General features: G+C 41.2%; 21 protein-coding genes. 12 read left to right on the top strand and 9 right to left on the bottom strand.

The window, feature by feature from the left end; translation table 11 throughout:
* Nucleotides 1-46: 46 nt before the first annotated feature.
* The 3 genes from AACW90_RS11510 to AACW90_RS11500 all read right to left on the bottom strand — a co-directional run bounded on the left by AACW90_RS11510 (nucleotide 47) and on the right by AACW90_RS11500 (nucleotide 2,486).
* Nucleotides 47-898 (bottom strand): DnaJ domain-containing protein, encoded by an 852-nt coding sequence (locus AACW90_RS11510; protein ID WP_390234474.1) that lies wholly within the window; start codon nucleotides 896-898, stop codon nucleotides 47-49.
* A 73-nt stretch (nucleotides 899-971) separates the two neighbouring features.
* The gene (locus AACW90_RS11505; protein ID WP_195703182.1) at nucleotides 972-1,655 is read right to left on the bottom strand and encodes a DUF2786 domain-containing protein; all 684 of its coding nucleotides are present in this window, start codon (nucleotides 1,653-1,655) and stop codon (nucleotides 972-974) included.
* 150 nt (nucleotides 1,656-1,805) lie between these two features.
* Entirely contained in the window at nucleotides 1,806-2,486 is a 681-nt protein-coding gene (locus AACW90_RS11500; RefSeq protein ID WP_390234472.1) for a DUF3334 family protein, read from the bottom strand.
* 233 nt (nucleotides 2,487-2,719) lie between these two features.
* Between AACW90_RS11500 and ydiJ the strand changes: the two genes are divergently transcribed.
* On the top strand, nucleotides 2,720-5,758 hold the full coding sequence (ydiJ, locus tag AACW90_RS11495; protein WP_390234971.1) for a D-2-hydroxyglutarate dehydrogenase YdiJ: 3,039 nt from the start codon (nucleotides 2,720-2,722) through the stop codon (nucleotides 5,756-5,758).
* Between the two features lie 84 nt (nucleotides 5,759-5,842).
* Nucleotides 5,843-6,304: a methyltransferase family protein gene (locus AACW90_RS11490; protein WP_390234470.1), complete on the top strand. Its 462-nt coding sequence runs from the start codon at nucleotides 5,843-5,845 to the stop codon at nucleotides 6,302-6,304.
* A gap of 56 nt (nucleotides 6,305-6,360) precedes the next feature.
* Here the strand turns inward: AACW90_RS11490 and AACW90_RS11485 are convergent, their stop codons facing one another.
* Nucleotides 6,361-7,086 (bottom strand): DUF3581 domain-containing protein, encoded by a 726-nt coding sequence (locus AACW90_RS11485; RefSeq protein ID WP_390234467.1) that lies wholly within the window; start codon nucleotides 7,084-7,086, stop codon nucleotides 6,361-6,363.
* Nucleotides 7,087-7,229: 143 nt separating this feature from the next.
* Nucleotides 7,230-7,952 (bottom strand): murein tripeptide amidase MpaA, encoded by a 723-nt coding sequence (mpaA, locus tag AACW90_RS11480; protein ID WP_390234465.1) that lies wholly within the window; start codon nucleotides 7,950-7,952, stop codon nucleotides 7,230-7,232.
* 166 nt (nucleotides 7,953-8,118) lie between these two features.
* On the opposite strand from mpaA, the gene AACW90_RS11475 reads away from it, so the two are divergent.
* From AACW90_RS11475 to rplT, 5 genes are all read left to right on the top strand, one after another.
* Complete coding sequence (locus AACW90_RS11475) at nucleotides 8,119-9,750, top strand: peptide ABC transporter substrate-binding protein (RefSeq protein ID WP_390234463.1); 1,632 nt, start codon at nucleotides 8,119-8,121, stop codon at nucleotides 9,748-9,750.
* Nucleotides 9,751-10,038: 288 nt separating this feature from the next.
* The gene (thrS, locus tag AACW90_RS11470; RefSeq protein WP_390234460.1) at nucleotides 10,039-11,967 is read left to right on the top strand and encodes a threonine--tRNA ligase; all 1,929 of its coding nucleotides are present in this window, start codon (nucleotides 10,039-10,041) and stop codon (nucleotides 11,965-11,967) included.
* A 30-nt stretch (nucleotides 11,968-11,997) separates the two neighbouring features.
* Complete coding sequence (infC, locus tag AACW90_RS11465; protein ID WP_390234457.1) at nucleotides 11,998-12,522, top strand: translation initiation factor IF-3; 525 nt, start codon at nucleotides 11,998-12,000, stop codon at nucleotides 12,520-12,522.
* Nucleotides 12,523-12,624: 102 nt separating this feature from the next.
* Nucleotides 12,625-12,819 (top strand): 50S ribosomal protein L35, encoded by a 195-nt coding sequence (gene rpmI / locus AACW90_RS11460; RefSeq protein WP_275136540.1) that lies wholly within the window; start codon nucleotides 12,625-12,627, stop codon nucleotides 12,817-12,819.
* A gap of 37 nt (nucleotides 12,820-12,856) precedes the next feature.
* Nucleotides 12,857-13,210, top strand: a complete 354-nt coding sequence (rplT, locus tag AACW90_RS11455; protein WP_195703189.1) for a 50S ribosomal protein L20 — start codon at nucleotides 12,857-12,859, stop codon at nucleotides 13,208-13,210.
* 111 nt (nucleotides 13,211-13,321) lie between these two features.
* Here the strand turns inward: rplT and AACW90_RS11450 are convergent, their stop codons facing one another.
* Entirely contained in the window at nucleotides 13,322-13,747 is a 426-nt protein-coding gene (locus tag AACW90_RS11450) for a GNAT family N-acetyltransferase (protein ID WP_390234454.1), read from the bottom strand.
* A gap of 252 nt (nucleotides 13,748-13,999) precedes the next feature.
* Between AACW90_RS11450 and AACW90_RS11445 the strand changes: the two genes are divergently transcribed.
* From AACW90_RS11445 to pheT, 3 genes are all read left to right on the top strand, one after another.
* Nucleotides 14,000-15,106 carry a GGDEF domain-containing protein gene (locus AACW90_RS11445; RefSeq protein ID WP_390234451.1) on the top strand — a complete coding sequence of 369 codons (1,107 nt, stop codon included), beginning with the start codon at nucleotides 14,000-14,002 and terminating at the stop codon, nucleotides 15,104-15,106.
* Nucleotides 15,107-15,371: 265 nt separating this feature from the next.
* The gene (pheS, locus tag AACW90_RS11440; RefSeq protein ID WP_195703192.1) at nucleotides 15,372-16,355 is read left to right on the top strand and encodes a phenylalanine--tRNA ligase subunit alpha; all 984 of its coding nucleotides are present in this window, start codon (nucleotides 15,372-15,374) and stop codon (nucleotides 16,353-16,355) included.
* Between the two features lie 18 nt (nucleotides 16,356-16,373).
* Entirely contained in the window at nucleotides 16,374-18,761 is a 2,388-nt protein-coding gene (pheT, locus tag AACW90_RS11435; protein ID WP_390234449.1) for a phenylalanine--tRNA ligase subunit beta, read from the top strand.
* A gap of 176 nt (nucleotides 18,762-18,937) precedes the next feature.
* Here pheT and glgC read toward each other — a convergent pair whose 3' ends face one another.
* Nucleotides 18,938-20,191, bottom strand: a complete 1,254-nt coding sequence (glgC, locus tag AACW90_RS11430) for a glucose-1-phosphate adenylyltransferase (RefSeq protein WP_390234447.1) — start codon at nucleotides 20,189-20,191, stop codon at nucleotides 18,938-18,940.
* A gap of 632 nt (nucleotides 20,192-20,823) precedes the next feature.
* Between glgC and ihfA the strand changes: the two genes are divergently transcribed.
* Nucleotides 20,824-21,120 carry an integration host factor subunit alpha gene (ihfA, locus tag AACW90_RS11425; RefSeq protein ID WP_195703195.1) on the top strand — a complete coding sequence of 99 codons (297 nt, stop codon included), beginning with the start codon at nucleotides 20,824-20,826 and terminating at the stop codon, nucleotides 21,118-21,120.
* 164 nt (nucleotides 21,121-21,284) lie between these two features.
* Here ihfA and AACW90_RS11420 read toward each other — a convergent pair whose 3' ends face one another.
* Nucleotides 21,285-22,055, bottom strand: coding sequence for a RelA/SpoT domain-containing protein (locus tag AACW90_RS11420; protein WP_390234444.1), 771 nt, complete (start codon nucleotides 22,053-22,055; stop codon nucleotides 21,285-21,287).
* A 284-nt stretch (nucleotides 22,056-22,339) separates the two neighbouring features.
* Between AACW90_RS11420 and AACW90_RS11415 the strand changes: the two genes are divergently transcribed.
* Nucleotides 22,340-22,993, top strand: coding sequence for a thiopurine S-methyltransferase (locus tag AACW90_RS11415; RefSeq protein WP_390234442.1), 654 nt, complete (start codon nucleotides 22,340-22,342; stop codon nucleotides 22,991-22,993).
* Between the two features lie 59 nt (nucleotides 22,994-23,052).
* Here AACW90_RS11415 and purT read toward each other — a convergent pair whose 3' ends face one another.
* Nucleotides 23,053-24,228 (bottom strand): formate-dependent phosphoribosylglycinamide formyltransferase, encoded by a 1,176-nt coding sequence (gene purT, locus AACW90_RS11410; RefSeq protein WP_390234439.1) that lies wholly within the window; start codon nucleotides 24,226-24,228, stop codon nucleotides 23,053-23,055.
* Between the last annotated feature and the right edge of the window lie 27 nt (nucleotides 24,229-24,255).

The following is a 24,255-nucleotide window of genomic DNA, read 5'->3' as shown; positions in this document are numbered from 1 at the left end:
TGACACATCTGGAACTTAAATGTTAAATATTTGTTACCTATTAGCGTTATCGCTGTTTAAGATAAGTACTAATGATTTTTATTGCGCTATTTAGTCGCTTCATTTCTTCGTCACTGCCGTTAGCGTCGGGGTGATAAATACGACTTAATTTCTTGTATCTTAATTTTATTTCTTTTTCACTAGGTAAGTGGTTTGGATGGTAACCAAGCACAGCACACGCAAGCATCGTACTTTGGTCTACATTGGTTTTTTTTATTTCGATTTGATTTTGTTTTAGCTGAGAATGCGCTGCAGTTAGATGCCTTTGAAGCGTTTTAATTTTCTTGCTTTGTTGATGAAGCTGATTGTCTAACTGAGTCTTCTTCACTCCTTGTCTACGCGCTATTCGACGCCTTATAGATCTGTAAGTAACGACGCTGACCAGAACAAGAAATGTAATGATGATATCACTGTTAATTCTGTTCTTATTATGATTAGTGGATTCAGCGGCGCTCGTTATGGACTGTTGAATATCTTGGTCTATCTGATCATCAAGTACAGTTATTGATGACAGTTGTTTGGATTTTCGATTATTAAACTGAGCTTCTAATACCCGAGCATAGCCCAACTCCGCTTCAGCAATATTATTGTTGTTACCTGCTAAATACCAGTTTTCAGCGATAGGTAGCGATTGGAAGTTTTCACTATCGATAGATTCGAAAAGATTACCAAGAAGAACGCTTGCTTCTCCATTTCCCTGCATCGCCGCTCTAATTAGCCAATAATGACTTTCTTTGAATTTGTTCTCTTCTTGATATGCAATCGAAAGCGCTATTTGTGCTTTGCTGTCTCCAGTTTCCGCAGTAGTAATAAGATTTTTATCGATCGCTGCGGTGACGGAATATGAGAGTGTACTCATCAGGAGACAACAAGCTAACCAAACAGATCTAAAACATATCATGTTGCTATCCCACGTATTCCAATGTGTATGGTTACTCAAGCATTTTCGGTGCTTTGGCACCATCGACAGGCCGGTTGACCGATAGTTTGCGACCTTTTTTTAATCCTACTTCGTAGTCTTTCGTGATGTTCTTCATTGCGTCTCTTAGTTGTTGCTTAAAAGTTTCACGATCGATGTTCTTGAATTCACGGTCAATATAGTTGTTGATTTTGTTGTTTGAATCATCGTCGGGTGCAATTTCAGGTAATTTCTCTAGGGCGCCTTCTACCCAACCAGACACAAATGAGTTTACTCTACGTGTGACTTCCGTGTTGCTGGTCCCTGTACCAGAAAAACTATTTCTAAACTGGCCAGTGTGTTCGTTCATTTCTCGATAGATAATGTCGAAAGCAAATGCAGCAAAAATGGCGCGATCAGCTTCTCCTATAAATTCTACGCGTTTAAGTCCTTTATGGTTTAAGAGAACAGCTTCAACACCAAACTTGGTGTTGATACCACGAATTACTCTTAATATAGTGGAACTAATACTGGTTGGTAGCAGATGGGTAGATTGGGTTTTACCCATCTTAATGAACTCAATATCGTCTTTATCCAGACCATATTTGATCATTAGGCGATGGGCCATTTTAATTGCTTGTGCAGCCTCGTTTACATTGGCTGAGTTGCCTAATTCTAGGCATTTTGCAATTTTCTTTAGCGCTTTCTGCTTATCCATGAACCTACTTAAAATAGAGTGCTTAACTTCGAAAAGTCGACTATTTTACCTACTTTTGGCTCGGAGATAAAGGAGAGCTTTAATATAGAAGAGTAATAAAAAACCGTCTTTCGACGGTTCGCTACGTGAACGAAGACAAATAATGTTTAACTATATCCCTAGTTCATCTAATAAATCGTTTGCAGAATGGTTTGATTCCACCTCTTCAGATTTCGTCTTGGCTTTTTTGTTTTGCTCTTGTTCTAGAATGAAATCAGGGTCAGAACTCTCTTCTAGCTCAAACTCTTCCATTTGAATAAACTCGGTTTTATCCATCGCTAATTCTAAGTAGAAAATGTTATTGCCTTCGGTTGAGAACGTTACGCGTCTAGCTTGGGGTCTATCTAAGTTAGTATCGATAGAAATAAGAACCTGCTTATTGATTGCGAGCATTTTAGGCTGATTTTGAGTAATGTTTGTTTTTAGTTCCTTACGGATTTTATGCGTAAAGTCACCAACCAGTTGGTTCATCAACTCGCCTAATACGTCACCCACTTCATCTGAGGTGTGAAGTATCGCGAGCTCTTCTTCTGGCATACCCATGTTGCGCATGTAATTGGTGTAAATTTCTAATGCAGATTGTGAGGTAAAGTTCGTGACGACCAAACCAGAAAATCCACCATCGAATAAGACAAAACAACCAAAGTCCGGTCGTAAACAGGTCTTATTTATTTTTTGTACCATAGCTGAGTATTTTATGTCGGTATTGGTCGCCGTGCTCAAAACGCCTGAAACAGATTGGCAAAGCATAAGCAAGATATCTTCAGTAGTGATGACTTTATTTTTTTTCATTGTGTCTATTCTTATATTGATTTCGCATTAGTTGTTATTGATTATGAACAAAAATATCGACTAGGTCATTAGGAATAATGTTTTGTTCAAATGTCAGATGAGGTAAAGTGACCCAAATCATAATTTTAACACTTAAGCATCCCCTTAACTGTAGGATACAGTGTAGGTAGAGGGCAGGAAGCACAATGTCTAGCAATGCAGATATGTCTAAAAACGTAAAATCAGTGACCAGAATGACACTACCCCGGTTAGAGAACCAAAATAGTGTTGACCCGGTTGTATTAAAATACTTGGACCAGCTTATTAATCAAGGTTTCACTGGTGATATTGAATCTCAATACTCGAGCCGTCTCGCGGTTGCAACGGATAACAGCGTTTATCAACAACTGCCACAAGCGGTTGTGCATCCCAAAACGACTGCCGACGTTATTCTTATCGGTAGATTAAGTCAGCATTCGGATTACGAGCGGATTACTTTTTCGCCTCGAGGTGGAGGAACAGGGACTAATGGTCAGTCGTTAACCAAAGGCATTGTTGTCGACCTATCTAGACATATGAATAAAGTGCTAGAGATTAATGAAAAAGAGGGATGGGTTAGAGTACAAACTGGCATCATAAAAGATCAACTTAACGATGTTGTCCGCCCATATGGCTACTTTTTCTCTCCTGAACTGTCAACCAGTAACAGAGCGACACTTGGCGGCATGATTAACACCGACGCTTCAGGCCAAGGTTCTCTTCGGTATGGTAAAACCTCTGATCACGTTCTTTCTCTGCAAGCTGTATTTGCAGACGGATCAACCTATGAAACAGATAAGTCTCAAGGGGGTAATGAAATAGGTGAGTATGCTTACAACGCCTATCAAGTAACGGAACAAGTATGTCGAGAGAAAAGAAAACAGATAGTTGATAAGTTCCCACCATTAAATCGATTCTTAACTGGTTATGATTTAAAAAATGCATTGAGTGAACAAGGTGAATTTGATTTAACTCGCGTACTGTGTGGATCGGAAGGATCATTGGCTTTTATAACCGAGGCCAAATTAAATCTTACCCCAATCCCTAAAACAAGAACCCTAGTCAACGTAAAATATAATAGCTTTGATTCTGCGCTTAGAATGGCGCCGTTTCTTGTAGAAGCTAACGCTTTGTCTGTAGAAACCATTGATTCAAAAGTGCTCAATTTAGCGAAAGAGGATATTGTTTGGCATTCTGTTAGTGACCTGCTTCTTGATGTGCCAGATAAAGAAATGCTTGGCATCAACATTGTAGAGTTTGCAGGAAATGATACCGAAGTCATCGTTGAACAAGTTGCGGCCTTAACTGCACAGCTCGACCAGATGCTCGCAAATGACGAGAGAGGACTGATAGGCTATCAAGTCTGTGAGGACTTAGCGAGTATCGGTCGTATATACGGTATGCGGAAAAAAGCCGTTGGTCTGCTAGGGGCAATAAAAGGAAGAGCGAAACCCGTTCCTTTCACAGAAGACACGTGTGTACCACCAGAACATCTTGCCGATTTTATTGCGGAGTTTCGTGAGTTATTAGATAGCAAAGGTCTTTATTACGGAATGTTTGGCCATGTCGATACAGGCGTACTCCATGTTCGTCCAGCGCTTGACCTTTGTGACCCTTTACAAGAAGCTTTGATGCAGGAGTTATCTGATCGTGTTGTCGCCTTAGTTGCCAAGTATGGCGGCTTGATGTGGGGAGAACACGGAAAAGGTTATCGCTCAGAATATGGTCCGGAATTCTTTGGTGAGGAGTTGTTTATTGAACTTCGTCGTATAAAAGCGGCGTTTGACCCTATGAACAAAATGAATCCAGGAAAGATATGCACGCCATTGGATAGTAGTGCTGAACTGGTGAAAGTGAGTGGTACAAAACGGGCGTTTTACGACCGTCAAATTAGCGTTACAGTAAGAGATAGCTTCAAGCAAGCAATGGAGTGCAATGGCAACGGGCTCTGCTTTAACTACGATACCAGTTCACCAATGTGTCCTTCTATGAAAGTGACAGCAGATCGAAGGCAATCGCCTAAAGGCCGTGCAGGGCTTGTTCGTGAGTGGCTTCGTCAACTGACGGAACAAGGCGTTGATATCCTCGACCTCGAAAATGAGACGTTGAGTAAGAACCCAACAATTAGCGTAATGGTTGATCGAGTAAGAAATAGCCTAAACAAACGACACGAATATGATTTCTCACATGAAGTATATGAGGCGATGAACGGCTGTCTAGCGTGTAAGGCTTGTGGTACTCAGTGCCCAATTAAAGTTGATGTGCCGAGTTTTAGATCTCGTTTCTTAAATATCTACTATTCTCGTTATCAGCGCCCAGCGAAAGATTACCTCGTCGCAAATATTGAAACGATGTTGCCGTTAATGGCAAAAGCACCCATGGTAGTAAATGCGGTTCTAGCTCAGAAATGGGTACAAGGTTTAACGGCAAAAACAGTGGGGTACATTGACGCGCCTTTATTATCAAAACCAACATTGAAGCAGCAGCTTGCTGATAATAATAGCGTTAAATTTGATATTCAAAAACTAGCGCGGCTTTCTAAAGAAGACAGAGACAATCATGTGCTTATCGTACAAGATCCGTTCACCTCTTTTTACGATGCTGAAGTGGTCGCCGACTTTGTTGTTTTGCTCGAGAAACTTGGAAAACAACCTATTTTGTTACCGTTCAAACCAAATGGGAAAGCACAACATATAAAAGGGTTTTTAAAACAGTTTACGGACACCGCAAAAACAGCGGCAAGTTTCTTAAATATGGTCTCTGATTTGAATATTCCAATGGTTGGTGTTGACCCGGCCCTTGTGCTTTGTTATCGCGATGAGTATGTCGATATTTTGGGAGAAGGAAGAGGGGAGTTTCAAGTACTGAATTCCCATGAATACCTAATTGACCAACTTGATAGCCTAAAGGTTGGTGAACCATCCAACGAAGCACCGTGGCATCTTTTTGCACACTGTACTGAGAAAACACGATTGCCAAACGCCGAAAAAGAGTGGCAAACAATTTTTAAATTCTTTGGCGGCGTGCTAGAGAGTGTGTCTGTAGGCTGTTGCGGTATGGCTGGAACATTCGGACACGAACAAGACAAGTACCAGATGTCGAAAGATATCTACAATTTGAGCTGGGGAGTTCAGATGCAGCACTTAGACAAAGAACGTTGCTTAGTCACAGGATATTCTTGCCGTAGTCAGGTCAAGCGATTGGAGCATCAGAAGATGAAGCATCCGGTGCAAGCTCTACTGCTAATGATTTAGCTGAAAATTGTACTCAATAATTGTCGTTAACTAAGTAGGTTGACGATGGTACTTGTTAATGTGTAAGAAAGTGGAAATCAATATATGAAAGAGTTAGAACTGAAAGTACCACCGGTATTTGTCTTTCTAGTGTGCCTTTGCCTTATGTATTGGTTTCACTCGTTAAGTTCGTTATTTATTATCGGTGTTCCGATTTCAAATGTTGTCTTTGCTATCTGTTTTGTTGGGGCTGGCTATTTTGGTCTTAGTGGAATCTATGAATTTAAGAAAGCAAAAACATCGGTACATCCGGTCGATGTCGATAAGACGACATCGGTGGTAGATACAGGCGTCTATAAACTTACCCGAAACCCTATGTACTTTGGTTTATTGTTGCTTTTGTTTGGTTTTGGCTACTGGTTACAGGACCTCTCCAGTTTGACTGTGTGCGTTCTATTTGTAATGTACATGAACCGGTTTCAAATTGGCCCCGAAGAGAGGCACTTAACCAGTAAATTTGGTAAGGGTTACACGGATTATAAAAATAAGGTTAGGCGTTGGATTTAGCCAAATACCCCCCCCTTCACATAGTGAAGAGGGGGGTATTTAATAATATGCTGGATTTAAGCGGTGATAACAAATTTGGATAAAAATGCGTCTTTACATTCGATAAATCGAGAAACCAGATCATCCACGGCAGTATGGTCATATGGGCGTAATCCACTTGCGACCATGCGCTTAACCCCTTTTCCTACTAGTTCACCATCTTCTTTAAAATCAAAGTTGAGGGTGACGATTCCGCGTTTTCCTGCAACATCAAACGTCGCACCTGAAAACTCAACCTCTGGGTGATGGAGATCTAAACGAGTAAACTCAATTTCCATACTTTCATAGATAACCAGAGGACGCTGGCAGTTGATCATCATTTTTTGTTGTTCCATCAAAGGAACCATGATGTGTGGGAAGTTCATTCCGGAAAACTGTACGTAATTTTTAACGACATGTTCGATAAACTCTGCATCGTGACTCACTTCGCCTTCTCGGTTCATATGCAGATACTCTTTACCCTTTTCATCTACAACCGCACTTTCGTTTTCGCACTTGTTCTCTACTTGAAGCGCAATGCCATCATTTACCATGCCAGAAAAATCGAAACGCATTTTTTGGCTGATCCCTTCTTTTTTAAGTAAGACAGCAAAAAGAAGATCGCCAGGTACGCAAAAACGTTTGTTATCTTCGTCATGAAGCGGGTTAAAATCGCCTGCTACTTTTTTTGCGAAATGGCTCGCTTGACGTCGAGTAAATTGAAATTTCTGGTTAAGTACTGAAAAATAAGGAGTTAAAAACATAATTCTCTGCTAGTCGCTAAAAACAGATCAATTATATACAATTTTTTTGTGACAATGGTCTAATCAGTGAGTTTTGACCAACAACTGTCATTCAATAAATGTTAATGGTCAATGAGATCATGGGTTTGAGAACTTAGCTAGGGTCAACCGAGTAATTCTGTTGTGCTAGAGCTCAATAATTGGGTTAATGCAGCAAGATATGTTTCGCTTGAATCGTCGGGAGACACAGCAGGTAACTCAACGGTTACACAAGGTAAATCATTTTCTTTGCACCATGTTCCGAACGAGCCCGGTGTTTCATAACCAACATTTGGAACCACTGGAAGATCGAATCTATTTGATAACCAATGGGCAAGGTGGGACATATTTGGATCATCGATACAAGCAAGAGGCTCGTGAAAGCTTACAGAAAATAAAGGTTTTAATTGAGTAATTAAATCAATTAACGCCTCAGTTTCCGGTTCTGGACTTGTACCGTAGCGGGTTTTAATATTCACATCTCTTGCATTTGCTCTGCCGTTCCAGCGGTAGACAGTATCTTCAACTAATTGATTCTGTGTTGGGAAGTTTCGGTTTAGATCGACGTAGTTAGCATTCGAACGTGTGCCTAACTGATTGCCATCGGGATTGACGGATAAGATAACATGGTGTTTTTGTTGGTTTTCAACAAGTGTCCGTAGTGCACATGATAATGCAGAGATTGAGGCCGTTTCATCACCATGAGTTCCGGCAAAAATTAGGCCCGCCTGATCGACATCAACTTGAGCAGGAAAATATAACAGTGGGGCACCATGAACAGAGTGACCATATAAAACCGGTTCAACGGTGAATGTTGCTCTATCAGAACGCTGTCTTAATTGTATCATTAGCCTTTCCATTTTTTAATATGTGAGCTTTACCCTAAACGACGCCCCACACAAACTGATATATTTACATCTCGTAGAGATATAAACAATATCATTATGGTTTGTCTATATATATCAATTAGTCAATGCGTTATTTAATATGTGCATCAACATTCAAGGATGACCAATGGAAAACAAGTGTAAGAACCCCTTATCAATATTAACGAGTGTAATTTTATCGATCGCCTTTTCTGCACAAGCAAACGAAGCCAATGTGCCAGAAGGTGTGTCACTTGCAGATAAACAGGTTTTGGTAAGAGGCAATGATGCAGAAGCTGCGACGTTAGACCCTTTACAAGCGGAAGGGATGCCAGAAATGCATATCCTACGAGACTTGTTCGAGGGGCTAGTTATTCAGGATGAAAATGGAAAAGTGATCCCCGGTGTAGCCGATAGGTGGGAAAATAAAGGTAACCAAGTCTATACCTTTCATCTTCGAAAAGATGCGCGTTGGTCTAATGGTGACCCTGTCACTGCGGATGATTTCCTATTTAGTTTACTACGAGTCGTCGATCCCAATTTTGCTTCTCCTAACGCGTGGTATTTGAAACTAACAGAAATAAAAAATGCCAAAGCGATAATTGAAGGAAAAATGCCAGCAGAATCATTGGGTGTAAAAGTGTTAGATGCCTATACCTTGGAATTCGAATTGGACAAACCGGTTCCGTACTTTATCGCCATGACTGCACATACTGCGATGATGCCACTTCATGCTAAAACAGTATTATCTAACGGTGATAAGTGGGCTAGGCCGGAAACCATGGTCTCTAACGGTGCGTTTAAGCTTACTGAATGGGTAATCAACGAACGTATCGAGTTGGAAAGAAATGAACACTATTGGGATAACAGCAATACGATTTTAAACCACGTAACTTATATCCCGTTTGAAAACCAAAATTCTGCACTTAATCGTTATAAAACTGGTGAAGTTGACATGACGTCAGATGTACCAGCACAGATGGCAATCAAGATTAAAGAGACCTATCCAGATGACTACCGTGTGACACCTTTGTTATGTACCTATTACTATGCCTTTAACACGCAACACAAACCATTTGATGACCCAAAAGTACGTAAAGCCGCGGCGTATTCAATCAAACGTGATGTGATTACGAATGGAATTACGAATGTCGGAAATGCACCGGCATTCACTTTCGCGCACAAAGATGTTGCGGGTTTCAAAGCGACTCTGCCGGATTATGCTAAGTTGAGCCAGACGGAACGAGAAGAGCAAGGTGCATTATTGGCTAAAGAAGCTGGTTTTGACGAACATAACCCAATTAAAGCAAAGCTTTTATATAACACGAGCGAAAGTCACAAAACCATTGCCATTGCTATTGCGTCTATGCTCGATAAAAATCTAGGTGCGCAAATAATGCCCGAAAACCAAGAGTGGAAGTCATACCTGAGTGCTAGGAAATCGGGTGATTTTGATATCTTAAGAGCATCGTGGTGTGGTGACTACAACGAAGCCTCTACCTTTTTGAGCTTGTTTACGTCTGACAATGAACGAAACTACGCTTTTTACAAAAACAGTGAGTACGATCTAGCGATCTCTAAAGCTCAGATGGCGACCAATGAAAAAGAAAGGAATCTGTATTACGATCAAGCGGAATCGATCCTCGCTAAGGATATGCCAATAGCACCTATCTATTTCTATATGCAAGCTAGGTTAGTAAAGCCAACGATTGGTGGCTTCCCAATGCATAATGCAGAAGGTCGAATTTATTCCAAAGACCTTTACATTAAAGCCAAGTAGCATCAATATTCTAAGCTGGGTATAGGGACAAACTATGCCCAGTCTTTTTAAGAGTAGTCTCCCTGTATTGATCGGAATATCCACTGTGAGAACAATCTGATTGCTTATTCGGCCAAAAAGTTGAATTAACGCCATATTCACACTATGCAAATCTAAATTTAGCGAGTAAAATCCTTCCCCTTGATGAATATCCGGTATACGTATTACTGATAGATGTTCACCAAACCAAACTTTATTATAAATTAGCATGTGTTGCTTGGTACGCAACACCACTGTGAAGGATATATCATGCCAGTAATTACTCTTCCTGACGGTAGTCAGCGTCAATTTGACAACCCTGTTTCAACAATGGACATCGCCGCTTCAATTGGTCCCGGTCTTGCTAAAGCAACCATCGCCGGCCGATTAGATGGCAATCGTGTCGACGCTTGTGACCTTATCGAAAATGATGCAAGTTTAGAAATTATCACGACAAAAGATGAGAAAGATGGTTTAGAAATCGTACGCCACTCATGTGCACACTTACTTGGGCATGCGATTAAGCAGTTGTTTCCAAACGCTAAAATGGCAATTGGCCCAACGATTGACAGTGGCTTTTATTATGATATCGACTTAGAGCACTCTCTCACTGAAGATGACCTTAAAGCGTTAGAAAAGCGCATGAAAGAACTGGCTAAAACCAAATATCAGGTTGTTAAGAAGAACGTTAGCTGGCAAGAAGCTCGTGATACTTTTGAATCTCGTGATGAAAGTTATAAGATTGCTATCTTAGACGAAAATGTAGCTAAAGATGACCGTCCAGGTCTTTACCACCATGAAGAATACGTAGACATGTGCCGCGGTCCTCATGTACCGCATATGGGCTTTTGTCAGAACTTTACTCTTTTAAACGTGGCTGGTGCTTATTGGAGAGGTAATAGCGACAATAAAATGTTGCAGCGTATTTATGGTACAGCTTTCCATGATAAGAAAGCACTAAAAGCGCATTTAACTCGTTTAGAAGAAGCCGCCAAGCGTGACCATCGTAAAATTGGTAAGCATTTAGACTTGTTCCACATGCAACAAGAAGCGCCAGGAATGGTATTCTGGCATCATAATGGCTGGTCAATTTTCCGAGATTTAGAAGTCTTTGTTCGAACTAAGCTTGATGAGTACGGCTACCAGGAAGTAAAAGGTCCATTAATGATGGATCGTGTTCTTTGGGAGCGTTCTGGTCACTGGGACAAATACGCAGATGCTATGTTTACAACCAGCTCTGAAAACCGTGAATATGCTATTAAGCCAATGAACTGCCCTGGGCACGTTCAAATATTCAACCAAGGTTTGAAGTCTTATCGTGATCTGCCGTTACGTATGGCTGAGTTTGGCTCTTGCCACCGAAATGAACCATCAGGTGCGCTACACGGCTTAATGCGAGTACGTGGCTTTACACAAGATGATGCCCACGTATTCTGTACAGAAGAACAGATTCAAGAAGAAGTCACTGAATGCATCAAGATGGTGTATGATGTATACAAGACATTTGGCTTTGAAGAAATTGAGGTCAAGCTTTCGACACGTCCTGAAAAACGTGTAGGTAGTGATGAGATTTGGGACCGCTCAGAAGAAGCGCTCAAAGAATCTTTAGAAAACCTTGATATTAAATATGAAATCCAAGAAGGTGAGGGCGCATTTTATGGTCCTAAGATCGAATTCACATTACATGACTGTTTAGATCGTGCATGGCAATGTGGTACAGTACAACTCGATTTCAACCTTCCTGGTCGTTTAGGGGCAACTTACGTTGGCGAAAACAACGAAAGGTTGATTCCTGTAATGATTCACCGTGCGATTTTGGGTTCATTAGAGCGTTTTATCGGAATTCTCATTGAAGAGTACGCAGGATTTTTCCCGACGTGGTTAGCACCTGAACAAGCCGTTATCATGAATATTACGGACAAACAGGCCGATTACGTTAAAGAAGTTGTAAATAAATTGCAAAAATCGGGAATTAGAGCAAAAGCGGACTTGAGAAATGAGAAGATAGGCTTTAAAATCCGCGAACACACTTTAAAGCGTGTACCGTATCTGCTTGTTTGTGGTGACCAAGAAATGGAAGCCGGAGAAATTGCAGTACGAACTCGTAAAGGTAAAGACCTTGGTAAGATTAAAGTTGAAGACTTTATAAGCTATCTTCAAGTTGAGGTTTCTACCCGTAAGCTTAATCTGGAGGAATAAACTATTAAAGGCGGAAGACGCGGCCAGCAAGTGGCCAAACCAAACCTACACCGTTTAAACGGTGAAATTCGTGGCGTACGTGAAGTACGTCTAACTGGCGCAGATGGTGAGCCAGTAGGTATCGTAGGTCTTGCTGACGCATTAGCTACAGCAGAAGAATCTGGTATGGATCTCGTAGAGATCAGTCCAAACGCCGAGCCACCAGTCTGTCGTGTTATGGACTATGGCAAGTTCCTCTTCGAGAAGAGCAAAGCTGCAAAAGAGCAGAAGAAGAAGCAAAAGCAGATCCAGACTAAGGAAATAAAATTCCGACCTGGGACTGATATTGGAGACTATCAGGTAAAACTACGCAACCTGACCGGTTTCCTAGAAGAAGGCAACAAAGTGAAGGTAACAATTCGCTATCGTGGCCGAGAAATGGCACACCCAGAGATCGGTGTCGACGTTCTTAATCGTTTGAAAGTAGATACAGAGGAATTAGCTGTTGTCGAATCTTTCCCAACGAGAATAGAAGGTCGCCAAATGATCATGGTGTTGGCCCCCAAAAAGAAGTAATTAAAGGCCTGCAAGTAGTATAGTCTCGCAGCTTATGTTGCGGGATTTTATTCGCCCTAATTACTATGTTTATTAACAACTAACAATGCGGAGTTATTCATCATGCCGAAGATGAAAACCAACAGAGGTGCTGCCAAGCGTTTTAAGAAAACTGCTGGTGGTATAAAGTTTAAGCACGCTACAAAACGTCACATCCTGACTAAGCGTACTACTAAGAACAAGCGTCAACTACGTCCTAACGCAATACTTCCTAGATGTGAAGTAGCTGCTGTTAAACGTATGTTGCCATACGCTTAATTCTTTTTAGTTTTATTAATAGTTTAGGAGAGACATAATGCCTCGCGTAAAACGTGGTGTACAAGCACGTGCATCCCACAAGAAAGTTCTAAAGCAAGCTAAAGGTTATTACGGAGCACGTTCACGTGTTTATCGTGTAGCTTTCCAAGCAGTTACAAAAGCTGGTCAATATGCATATCGTGACCGTCGCAATAAAAAGCGTCAGTTCCGTCAACTATGGATCGCTCGTATCAACGCTGCTTCTCGTCAAAATGGTCTATCTTACAGTCGTTTCATTAACGGCCTTAAGAAAGCATCTATCGAGATCGATCGTAAGATCCTTGCTGATATCGCTGTATTCGACAAAACTGCATTTGCAGTTTTAGTAGAGAAAGCGAAAGCTGCTCTTTAATTAGACAGTTATACAGACTTTAAAAAAGAGACCTTAGGGTCTCTTTTTTTTGTTTATAAATCACATCTAACACGAGTCTAACCAGTTTGGTACTCCTTTTTTGGCCAACGTTTACGGAAGTATTATTTTCTCCATAGAGATATGTTCAATATTTGCCTCGGTATATTGGGCGCCAAACGGTTTAAAACCTAATTTGGTATAGAATGGTTCAGCATGAAGTTGGGAACCTAAATAAATTCGTGGATATCGATTTTCAATGGCGTATTGCTGTAGTGCTGCGATAACCTGCGAACCCAAACCTAATCCTCTGTGCGTCTTAAGTACGGCAACTCTTCCAATATGTCCATCCCTAAGCATTCGGCCTGTCGCCACAGGAGTATTGTTTATAAAAATAAGGGTATGGATGGCGACGATATCTTGACCATCAAAATCAATAGTAGGGTCCACATTTTGCTCGGAGGTGAAGACGGTATTTCTTATAAGTTGAATCTGTTTTTCGTTGTCTTTAGTCAACGCACCACAGAATATTTTTTTCATTATTTAGTCAGCCGGGTCAGTATAGTTAAAATAGGAAACAAATTTTGCAGGTAGTAACCTCAGGTGGTGAGATGTAAGCACCATGCAACGGTATCTTACCGAACCAGCGTGTTCATTGCGAAATATTCCTTTTCGAAGTAATAAAAATCTAATTATTATTGAAGATAAAGTGAAAAATTATATCTTGTTAATATCTTCTCTTTTTTTTATTTCGTATTATAAGAAACAGAAGTCATAAGATAGGAGTACCAGATGCAGTCATTTCAATGGGATAAAAATTTTGAAACGGGTATCAAGGAAGTCGATGAGCAGCATCTGTATCTTGTAAAACTTGTCAATAAATATGGGGAATTAACGACACAAAACGATTTCTCAATTCTGGAAGCAAAGCGGGCACTGAAAGAGTTATCTGATTACACTTCTTATCATTTTCATGAAGAAGAAAACTTAATGAAACGAGTGGGTATTTCTCAAGGACATTTTGATGGCCACCGCCAATCTCATCAAAAATTTATTGATGATGTAAAAGAGTTTTCAGAATCTTTGCGACTGGAAAGTGACGACCTGTCTAAACAACTTTTAGATTTTCTCGTTCAATGGCTGGTTTACCATATTTTAGGTAGTGACCAAAATATGGCGAGGCAATTGATTGCTATTGAAAATGGTTTGAGTTCTGCACAAGCTTTCGAAAACGAAGAGCGTGAACATGATGAGGCGATTGGTCCTCTTTTGACAGCGTTGAAAACGTTATTTGAACAAGTTTCAGCTCGCAATAAGGAGCTAATACTTTTGAATTTGTCTCTCGAAGATAAAGTCGAGCAGCGTACTCAGGAATTATCTTTAGCCAATAAAATGCTCCAAGAGTTATCGTACTCTGATACGTTAACTAAATTGCCTAACCGCCGATTCGCAATGAGAGAGATCAGTATGCAATGGGATAAAGCACGATCTGAACAACTGCCCCTAGTTTGCATGCTTGTCGATGTGGACAAATTTAAGCAAGTCAATGACACCTGTGGCCATGATGCCGGGGACGCAGTGCTCGTCGAGCTTTCGACTGTTCTGAAGCGGAGTTTTAGACCCCAAGATTCAGTCTGTCGATTGGGTGGTGATGAGTTTATTGTTATTTGCCCGGAAATAGATCTACAACAAGGGTTAGCTTTGGCACAAACTGTTCACGAACAAGTGAATAAAATACGCCTACCTTATGATGGATATTGTTGGGAAGGGAGTATCAGTGTGGGTGTCGCAGCGTTATGCGAATCGACTAAAGATGTCAGTGATTTGATTAAGTTGGCCGACGACTCAGTATATATGGCGAAAAACGCAGGCAAGAACTGTGTGCGGACAATACAATGATTTATGGTGTGTAAACGGCGTCTATATAGGGTATCAGTTACACAATAGGCGAGGCTAAATCGTTAATTACAAAATAATTGGCAACTAATTGAATGATAAGAGTCGATTAACGTAGATTCAATTTGGCTTTGAGCTTCGGTTTGATTAATATGTACAGCTATTAAGTTTAATATGTGGGCGTGTTGATCTTTCAAAGTTGTCGACCTACTTTGAAAGACCAAAACGCCCTTATTATGGACACTACCGCAAGGTGGATGAGGAAAAGATGCAACATCTACAAGAGATCATTGCTAACGCAACGTCAGCCATTGATAGTGCTGACTCGTTAGTTGCACTTGACGAAGTGCGTGTTCAATTTCTAGGAAAAAAAGGTGAGCTAACGGCTCAACTTCAAAGCCTAGGTAAACTACCACCTGAAGAACGTCGCACTGCTGGTCAAGAGATCAACAAAGCGAAGGGTGCCGTACAGCAAGCGATTGCAGAGCGTAAAAACGCACTGCAACGTGCAGAATTAGAGACAAAACTCGCGGCTGAAACAATCGATGTGACACTACCAGGTCGTCGTATTGAAAATGGTGGCTTACACCCAGTAACTCGAACAATAGAGCGAATAGAAAGCTTTTTTGGTGAGTTAGGTTTTACCGTCGAGTCTGGTCCTGAAGTTGAAGATGATTTCCATAACTTTGATGCACTAAATATTGCCGACGATCACCCTGCTCGTACTGACCACGATACTTTCTTCTTTAATCCTAAGTTGATGCTTCGTACTCATACATCAGGTGTACAGATCCGCACCATGGAAGAACGTCAACCACCGTTGCGTTTTATTGCGCCTGGTCGAGTGTATAGAAACGATTATGATCAGACGCATACACCAATGTTCCACCAAGTAGAAGGTATGTTAGTTGACGAGAATGTTAACTTTGCACAACTTAAAGGCATTCTTAATGATTTTCTTTGTAATTTCTTTGAAGAAGATTTAGAGGTTCGATTCCGCCCATCATATTTCCCATTTACCGAGCCTTCTGCGGAAGTTGACGTAAAAGGTAAAAATGGTAAATGGCTAGAGATTTTAGGTTGCGGCATGGTACATCCCAATGTACTTCGCAGCGTAGGTATTGACCCTGAGAAATACTCGGGCTTTGCATTTGGTATGGGCGTAGAGCGTCTTACTATGCTTCGCTATGGCGTCAATGATCTACGAGCGTTCTTCGAGAACGATCTTCGTTTCCTTAAACAGTTCAAGTAATTCAGAGGCAGTCGAACAATGAAATTCAGTGAATCTTGGCTACGTGAGTGGGTTAATCCCGCTGTTACGACCGACGAGCTAACACATCAAATCACTATGGCTGGCCTAGAAGTTGATGACGTTCTACCAGTAGCGGGCATTTTTACCGGCGTAAAAGTGGGTAAAGTTGTAGAGTGCGGCCAACATCCAGACGCAGATAAACTTCGTGTTACAAAAGTGGATGTCGGTGCCGAAGAATTATTAGACATTATATGTGGTGCACCAAATTGCCGAGAAGGTATTAAGGTCGCTGTTGCTACGGTTGGTGCGGTTCTCCCTGGTAACTTTAAAATCAAGAAGGCAAAGCTACGTGGTCAACCATCACATGGCATGCTTTGTTCATTTTCGGAACTTGGAATTGATGTTGAATCCGATGGCATCATGGAACTGACTGAAGATGCCATTATTGGCAAAGACTTCCGTGAGTACCTAGATCTCGACGATGTAACTATTGATGTTGACCTCACAGCTAATCGTGCGGACTGCTTTAGTATTCGCGGTTTAGCAAGAGAAGTTGGCGTGTTAAATAGAGCTGAAGTGCAGTCACCATCTTTCGATGTTGTTGCCGCCAGCATTGACGATATGATTTCAATAGAGGTGAAAGCGGCTGATGCTTGTCCTCGTTACCTAGGTCGTATCGTTAAGAATGTAAATGTTCAAGCTGAGACGCCAATCTGGATGCAAGAGAAATTGCGCAGATGTGGTATTCGCTCTATCGATCCTATTGTTGATATCACTAACTATGTTTTGTTAGAACAAGGTCAACCAATGCATGCCTTCGATTTGGATCAAATCGAAGGGGGTATTGTGGTTCGTTTAGCAGAACAGGGTGAAAAACTGACACTGTTGGATGGCAACGAAGCCGAGTTAAACAGTGATACGTTGATTATCTGTGACCATAAAAAACCACTCGCCATTGGTGGTGTTTTTGGTGGAGAAGGTTCAGGCGTAACAAGCGAAACTAAAGATGTACTTCTTGAATGTGCTTTCTTTTCGCCAGATGCAATTCGCGGTCGTGCTCGTCGCTATGGTCTTCATACTGACGCCTCTATGCGTTATGAGCGTGGTGTTGATTATGCTCGCCAAGCGGACTGTATGGAACGTGCTACACAACTACTTATTGATATCTGTGGTGGTGATGCGGGTCCTATTGCTGGTTTTGAATCTGAAGCTGCATTACCGAAATCAAACACAGTGTTACTTCGTCGCACAAAGCTTGATTCGCTTTTAGGCCATGAAATACCATCAATTGATGTAGTTGAGATTCTTACTCGACTAGGTTGTGATGTTTCTGAAACTGACAATGGTTGGACCGCTGAATCTCCGTCATGGCGTTTTGATATCGCAATTGAACAAGATTTGATTGAAGAAGTAGGCCGAATTTACGGTTACGACAATATTCCAAACCAAGCTCCGGTTGCTGGTTTAAGCATGAACCTTCACAAGGAAGCGAACCAATCACTTAAACGTGTTCGTGACTTACTTGTTGATCGTGGTTATCACGAGGCGATTACTTATAGCTTCGTTGAACCAGAGCAACAGAAACTCGTGGTTCCAGGTGTAGAGGCACTTATTCTACCTTTCCCAATATCGGCTGATATGTCTGCAATGCGTCTTGGTTTGATCCAAGGCTTATTGAATACGGTTGTTCACAACCAAAAACGTCAACAACCTCGCGTGCGATTGTTTGAGTCAGGCCTTCGTTTTATCCCAGATCAAGCGGTAGAGAATGGTATGCGCCAAGAGCAGATGCTTGCCGGTGTTATTGCAGGAAGTCGTGGTGAAGAGCACTGGGACATTGAAAGCAATACGGTAGATTTTTACGATCTAAAAGGTGATCTAGAAGCAGTTTTAGAACTGACTTCGAATGAAACTGCTTACAGTTTTACTTCAACAAAACACCCAGCTCTTCATCCTGGACAGGCTGCCGCAATTGTTGTTGATGGTAAAGAAGTGGGCGTTATTGGTACCGTGCATCCAGAACTAGAGCGTGCGTTTGGTTTAAATGGTCGTACTATTGTATTTGAAATTGAATGGTCGGCAATTAACACCCGCGTACTTCCAGAAGCGGTGGCGGTATCTAAGTTCCCTTCAAACCGTCGTGATATAGCATTAGTTGTTGCTGATGATATAGCTTCTGGCGATATCGTCGAGGCATGTTTAGACGCAGGTGGAAGCTTCTTAACGGATGTTAGTCTTTTTGATGTGTATGTAGGTAAAGGCGTGGAAGAGGGCAAGAAAAGTCTCGCTATCGCCCTAACACTCCAATCTGTCGAACGTACGCTGGAAGATGCAGATATTGCAGGTGCAGTAGAAGCAATTGTTGCCAATGTATCAGAAAAATTTGGTGCTGCTCTTCGCGATTAATTAGTCAGTTTTAGCTGTATAAAAATAGGCCTTGAATTGGGCCTATTTTTTTTTGCTCAAACATGACTATCCATAATACGCAACGGTTATCAGCAGTATTGGGATACCTTGGTAAACGTATTTTTCCACATAAAAAAAGGGCTCCGGAGAGCCCTTTATTAGATAGGGTGTTAACGTTATCCAAACATTTCGGAAGTAACTAAGATCACGCCTGTTTCAGATACCGTGTACTTTTTGGCATCCTCTGTTGGGTTTTCACCGATCACTGTGTTGTCTGGGATGACACAATCTTCGCCAACGATTACTTTCGTTAGTCGGCAATTTCTGCCGACATCAGAGTTTGGTAATAGGATACAGTCTTTCAATTGTGAGTAACTGTGAACACGAACGTTAGCTGAAACCATGCAATGTTCTAACTCCGCACCAGAAATAATAGTACCGGCAGAAAGAACAGAATCGACAGCATGTCCACGACGATTCTCATCATTGAATACAAACTTAGCACCTGGACGTTGTGATTGGTTGGTCATGATAGGCCAGTTAGGTGAGTAAAGGTCCAACTCAGGATCTGGGGAAAGTAGATCCATAGTCGCAGCAAAATACTCATCAAGGTTACCTACATCGCGCCAGTATGCGGTGTCACCTGGGTGACCATCTTCAGTAAAGATATAGCCGAATACCTTAGCTCGGCCAAGTAGACCTGGAATGATGTTGTGACCAAAGTCATGGTTGTATTCAGGGTCTTCTAGCGCCTTAACCAGTTCCTCCTCAAGTAGGTCTGCATCAAAGATATAGATTCCCATTGAAACGAGTGATTGTGTTGGGTCACTAGGGTCGGCTGGTGGGTTAGCTGGCTTCTCAACGAAGGTATTAATTTGGCCTGTCGCATCGAGTCCCATAACACCGAAAGAAGAGGCTTCTTCGATTGGTTTATGAATACATGCAACCGTGACCGCAGCATTATTCTCCACATGGAAATTAAGCATGCGAGAGTAGTCCATTTTATAAATGTGGTCGCCACCAAGTATCAATACGCGCTTAGCGTTTTGGCGTTTAATAAGATCCAAATTCTGGTAAACAGCATCGGCTGTACCACGGTACCAGTCGTTACCAGTTCTCTGTTGTGCAGGAATAATACGAACACCTTCACCCATTGCTGGTGAGAGGATCTGCCAGCCATCTTGAAGGTGGTCGATTAGGTCTTGTGCCATGTACTGAGTGAGTACACCAACTTTTCTAACGCCAGAATTTATACAGTTTGAAAGAGTAAAATCGATAATTCGAAACTTGCCACCGAATGAAACGGCAGGCTTGGCATTATTGTTAGTCAATTGTTTTAATCGTGTTCCCTTTCCTCCTGCTAAAATAAGCGCACTTGTTTCACGAACAAGTTTGTTGGTATCAGCATGTGAATAGTTGTTACTTGACATATAATTAAAGCCTTATAGGTAATGTGTATAAAAATGATGATGTTGTGTAATTAATAGAGGGGGCCAACACCAACACTTACTAAACTACTATTATTCTTGATGGGTCATTGTTGCATAGGTCACCGATTTGCTAAGAGGGTAATCGAGATTGCAATCTTTTGAGATCCGTCACTAAATTACACGAACATATTGTACACACCCTTTGTTTCTTAAGTCGGACATGTATTGTTAACGTTAAGAGTAATTTGGTTAAAATAGTAGTAGCTGACATCAAAATTAACAATAAATGTATTAAAACACCTATGCAAGATCATGAATTGATTGAAAAAAACTAAAATTTTAAAGGTGCGAAACTAATTGGATTATTATCCTGATAAATTTAAAATAGAAGAGAATTAAACTGCTTATGTATCATTTGTTGAGGCTATATTCTTAGTGGAACCTATTGAAACCTTCCATTTACTACTGATATTTGAGTTATTAGTGAATAAATAAAAGAAAAAAATTGGCGAAAATCATAAGGTTGGCTTACACTTCTGTTGATGTCGCCGATAATTATGTCGGTATAGCACAATCCAATTTGGCGCTACACAATTGTAGCAATGTTTAATACAGCTTTGAGGGAAGTTTTTATGGCGCTCACAAAGGCCGATTTGGCTGAGAACCTGTTTGAGAAACTTGGATACAGCAAGCGTGATGCCAAGGAAACAGTAGAGGTGTTTTTCGAAGAAATTCGTAAAGCTCTTGAAAATGGCGAACAGGTCAAGCTATCCGGATTTGGGAATTTCGACCTAAGAGAAAAAAGTGAACGACCTGGTCGAAATCCAAAAACAGGCGAAGACATACCAATTTCCGCTCGGCGGGTTGTTACCTTCCGTCCTGGGCAAAAATTGAAAGCTCGAGTTGAAAATATCAAAATCGAGAAATAACCAATAAAAAAGACCACGTATCGCGTGGTCTTTTTATTGTTCCTTACAAAAATACCTTCTAAAAAAATCACTGATACTCTGTTCGGGTTTTGTCTGAGGGGCTGAGTCATGCGTGAAAACGAATGGATTCCCTTGGGTTCGAGAATCCGTATTTAACTGCTGTTTTATGCCGCTTTTATATTCGTCGTGATATAGGGTTGCCAAGCATAATGATATAGGTCTAAAGATTGTCTTCTTAAGCCTTCTATTTTGGCGTTTTCAATCTCACTTATCGCGCGGTTTGATAACAATGCACTGCGTTCAATATCCTGAATCTGTTTGTATAAATCGTGTTCAGGGCCACTTTTTACTTTTGCAATTTCAGCAAGATGCAACTGCACTTCCGCAATAATCTTCGTTTCTGGTAGTTCAACAAGAATATTCAAGTCACGATACCCAGAAGGCGCTGGTTTTTTGAAGCGATTTTTAACACTAATGATATTTGCTTGTTTTTCGAGTAACTCAAAAGTGGACACTAGACTTTCAATATCGTCAGATACGATGGTAGCTCTTGCCAAATCGGTAATTTGATTCACATTGTTCGCTAAATCTGTTTTTATTTTTGTTTCAGCTCGTTGTCTTGATTTCACGCCAACGGAGATCGCGTGAGAATTGGTCAATAAAGCGGTGCTTTTACATATGGTTTCTAATTCAAGCTGTGCTTTTTGAGCCTGACTATATAGAGCATCGAAATCAGAGTAGGGTTGATTAACATCATATTTGATAGAAGATATACCATAAAGCCCACTTAAACTGTGTTTAAACAGTTTTGGGTTAATTTGGCTTTGTGTTTGTTCTTTTTCTTGCTGACTTTGAGAAACAGGTTCAACAGAGGCGAATGCAGATGCCCGGCTAAACACTAATAGGGTGAGGATGGTACGCAGCATAACGTTCATTAACGCTCCTTGAGTCGATAAACACTTAGTAAAACGGTGTACTAAAAGTCTAAGTCGTATCGTGTCCAAGGGATTAACTATTGAAGTCGATAATCTAATTGTTACTGGTAAAAGTATCGGCTACAGGTAGTATCTTAGGGCATTTTTCTTAAAACCAAGTAATCTTTGCATAAATTTACAATTGGTGTGAAAGGTATCACCTAATTAGCCGCTTTCTTTTTCTTGCAATTTGATAGTGATTTAGCGACATTAATGCGACTTATTCTTATTTATAATTAGACATCATGAAAGATAGTGAATTTTGGCACAAAAAATGGGCATCCAATCAAATTGGTTTTCATTTGGAAGATGTAAATCCTTTACTCATTCGATATTGGGATAGAACCAACCATAGCGCTTCGGATAACGTGTTGGTTCCACTATGTGGTAAGAGTGAAGACCTAATCTGGCTTGCCGCTAAACATGATGCAGTGCAAGGCATTGAAATTAGTGATATTGCAGTGCGTTCATTTTTTGCTGAACATTTTTATACGCCAACCGTTGTAAAGCTAGACTCTGAACATGAGATCTATCAATTCGACGAGCTATCGATTTATGTCGGTGATGTTTTTACGGCGTCGGTAAGTAATGTCGATATTATATATGATCGAGCCGCATTAGTTGCGCTTCCTGAAGATATGAGAGAAGAGTACGTAAACAGGCTAAAATCTCTGCTCAATAACGGTGGGCGAATATTATTGGTGACACTCGATTATGTTCAGTCTGAGATGTCAGGCCCACCATTTAGTGTCGATGAGACGGAAATAAGACGACTGTTTAGTGAATACAAATTAACTATTCTCAATAGAGATGAAGCAGATGAAAGCCACCCTAAGATATCGAAAAAGGGTTTGAGCCGATTTGCAGAGTTGGTTTGGCTGATAGAAGATGCTGGATAAAGAGACAGGTTTCAATAAGGGGTGTTGAAGCCCTTATTGAATATATTTATGCCTGCGCGCTAGTAGATTACTTTCACTTTTGCCGCCGCCTCTTTAGCATCATCAATGGCTTGTTCTAATGTCTCACGTTGAGTTAAGGCCACACCAAGTCTACGTCGGCCATTAATATTCGGTTTACCAAACAGCCTTACTTGTGTCTTTGGTGTTGCTAACGCATCGCATAGTCCTTCATATCGAATATTATCAGAAGTCCCTTGTCCCATAATAACAGCAGAAGCGGATGGACCATGTTGAATGATCTTATTCATTGGCATTCCAATGAAAGCCCGAACATGTAGCGCAAATTCTGAAAGCTCTTGTGAAATCATGGTGACCATACCGGTATCATGCGGGCGAGGGGAGACTTCATTAAAAATAACCTTGTCCCCTTTTACAAACAATTCGACACCAAATAGGCCATATCCACCCAATGCATCGACAACCTGCTCTGAGATGTATTCAGCCGCTTTTAACGCGACCTCTGACATTGCTTGTGGTTGCCATGACTCTCTGTAATCGCCATCCTCTTGTCGATGGCCAACTGGCTGACAAAAATGCACTCCATCAACGGCTCTAATGGTAAGGAGCGTAATTTCATAATCAAAGTCAACGAAGCCTTCAACGATAACGCGTCCAGCGCCAGTTCTGCCTCCGTCTTGCGCATATTCCCATGCTTGTAGGACATCGTCTTCACTTTTGATAATGCTTTGACCTTTACCAGAAGAGCTCATTACTGGCTTCACTACGCAGGGAATGCCAACTTCCTCTACTGCGAGCTTAAAATCATCGAGTGAATCGGCGAATTTGTATGGTGAGGTTAGAATGGATAGATCTTCAGAGGCTAAACGACGAATACCTTCACGGTTCATCGTTAGTTTGGTTGCGTTTGCTGTAGGGACAACGTTAAGCCCCTTTGTTTCGAGTTCAACCAGAGTATCCGTTGCGATGGCTTCTATCTCTGGTACAACATAATCTGGTTTTTCTAACGCGATGACAGCGCTTAGCGCGTCACCATCGAGCATATCGAACACATGACTACGATGCGCTACTTGCATAGCAGGGGCGTCTTTATATCTGTCACAAGCGATAACTTCTAAGCCAAGTCGGTGGCATTCTATCGCCACTTCTTTACCTAATTCACCTGAACCTAATAATAAAACTCGAGTCGCACTAGGGCGAGTAGCAGTACCCAGCATTCGTATATCCTTCATTATCAATTAAAT

The organism is Vibrio frigidus, assembly GCF_042465995.1.
Lineage (GTDB): Bacteria > Pseudomonadota > Gammaproteobacteria > Enterobacterales > Vibrionaceae > Vibrio.
Note: the sequence above shows the minus strand (reverse complement) of the source record. Positions and strands in the feature narration are given on the sequence as shown.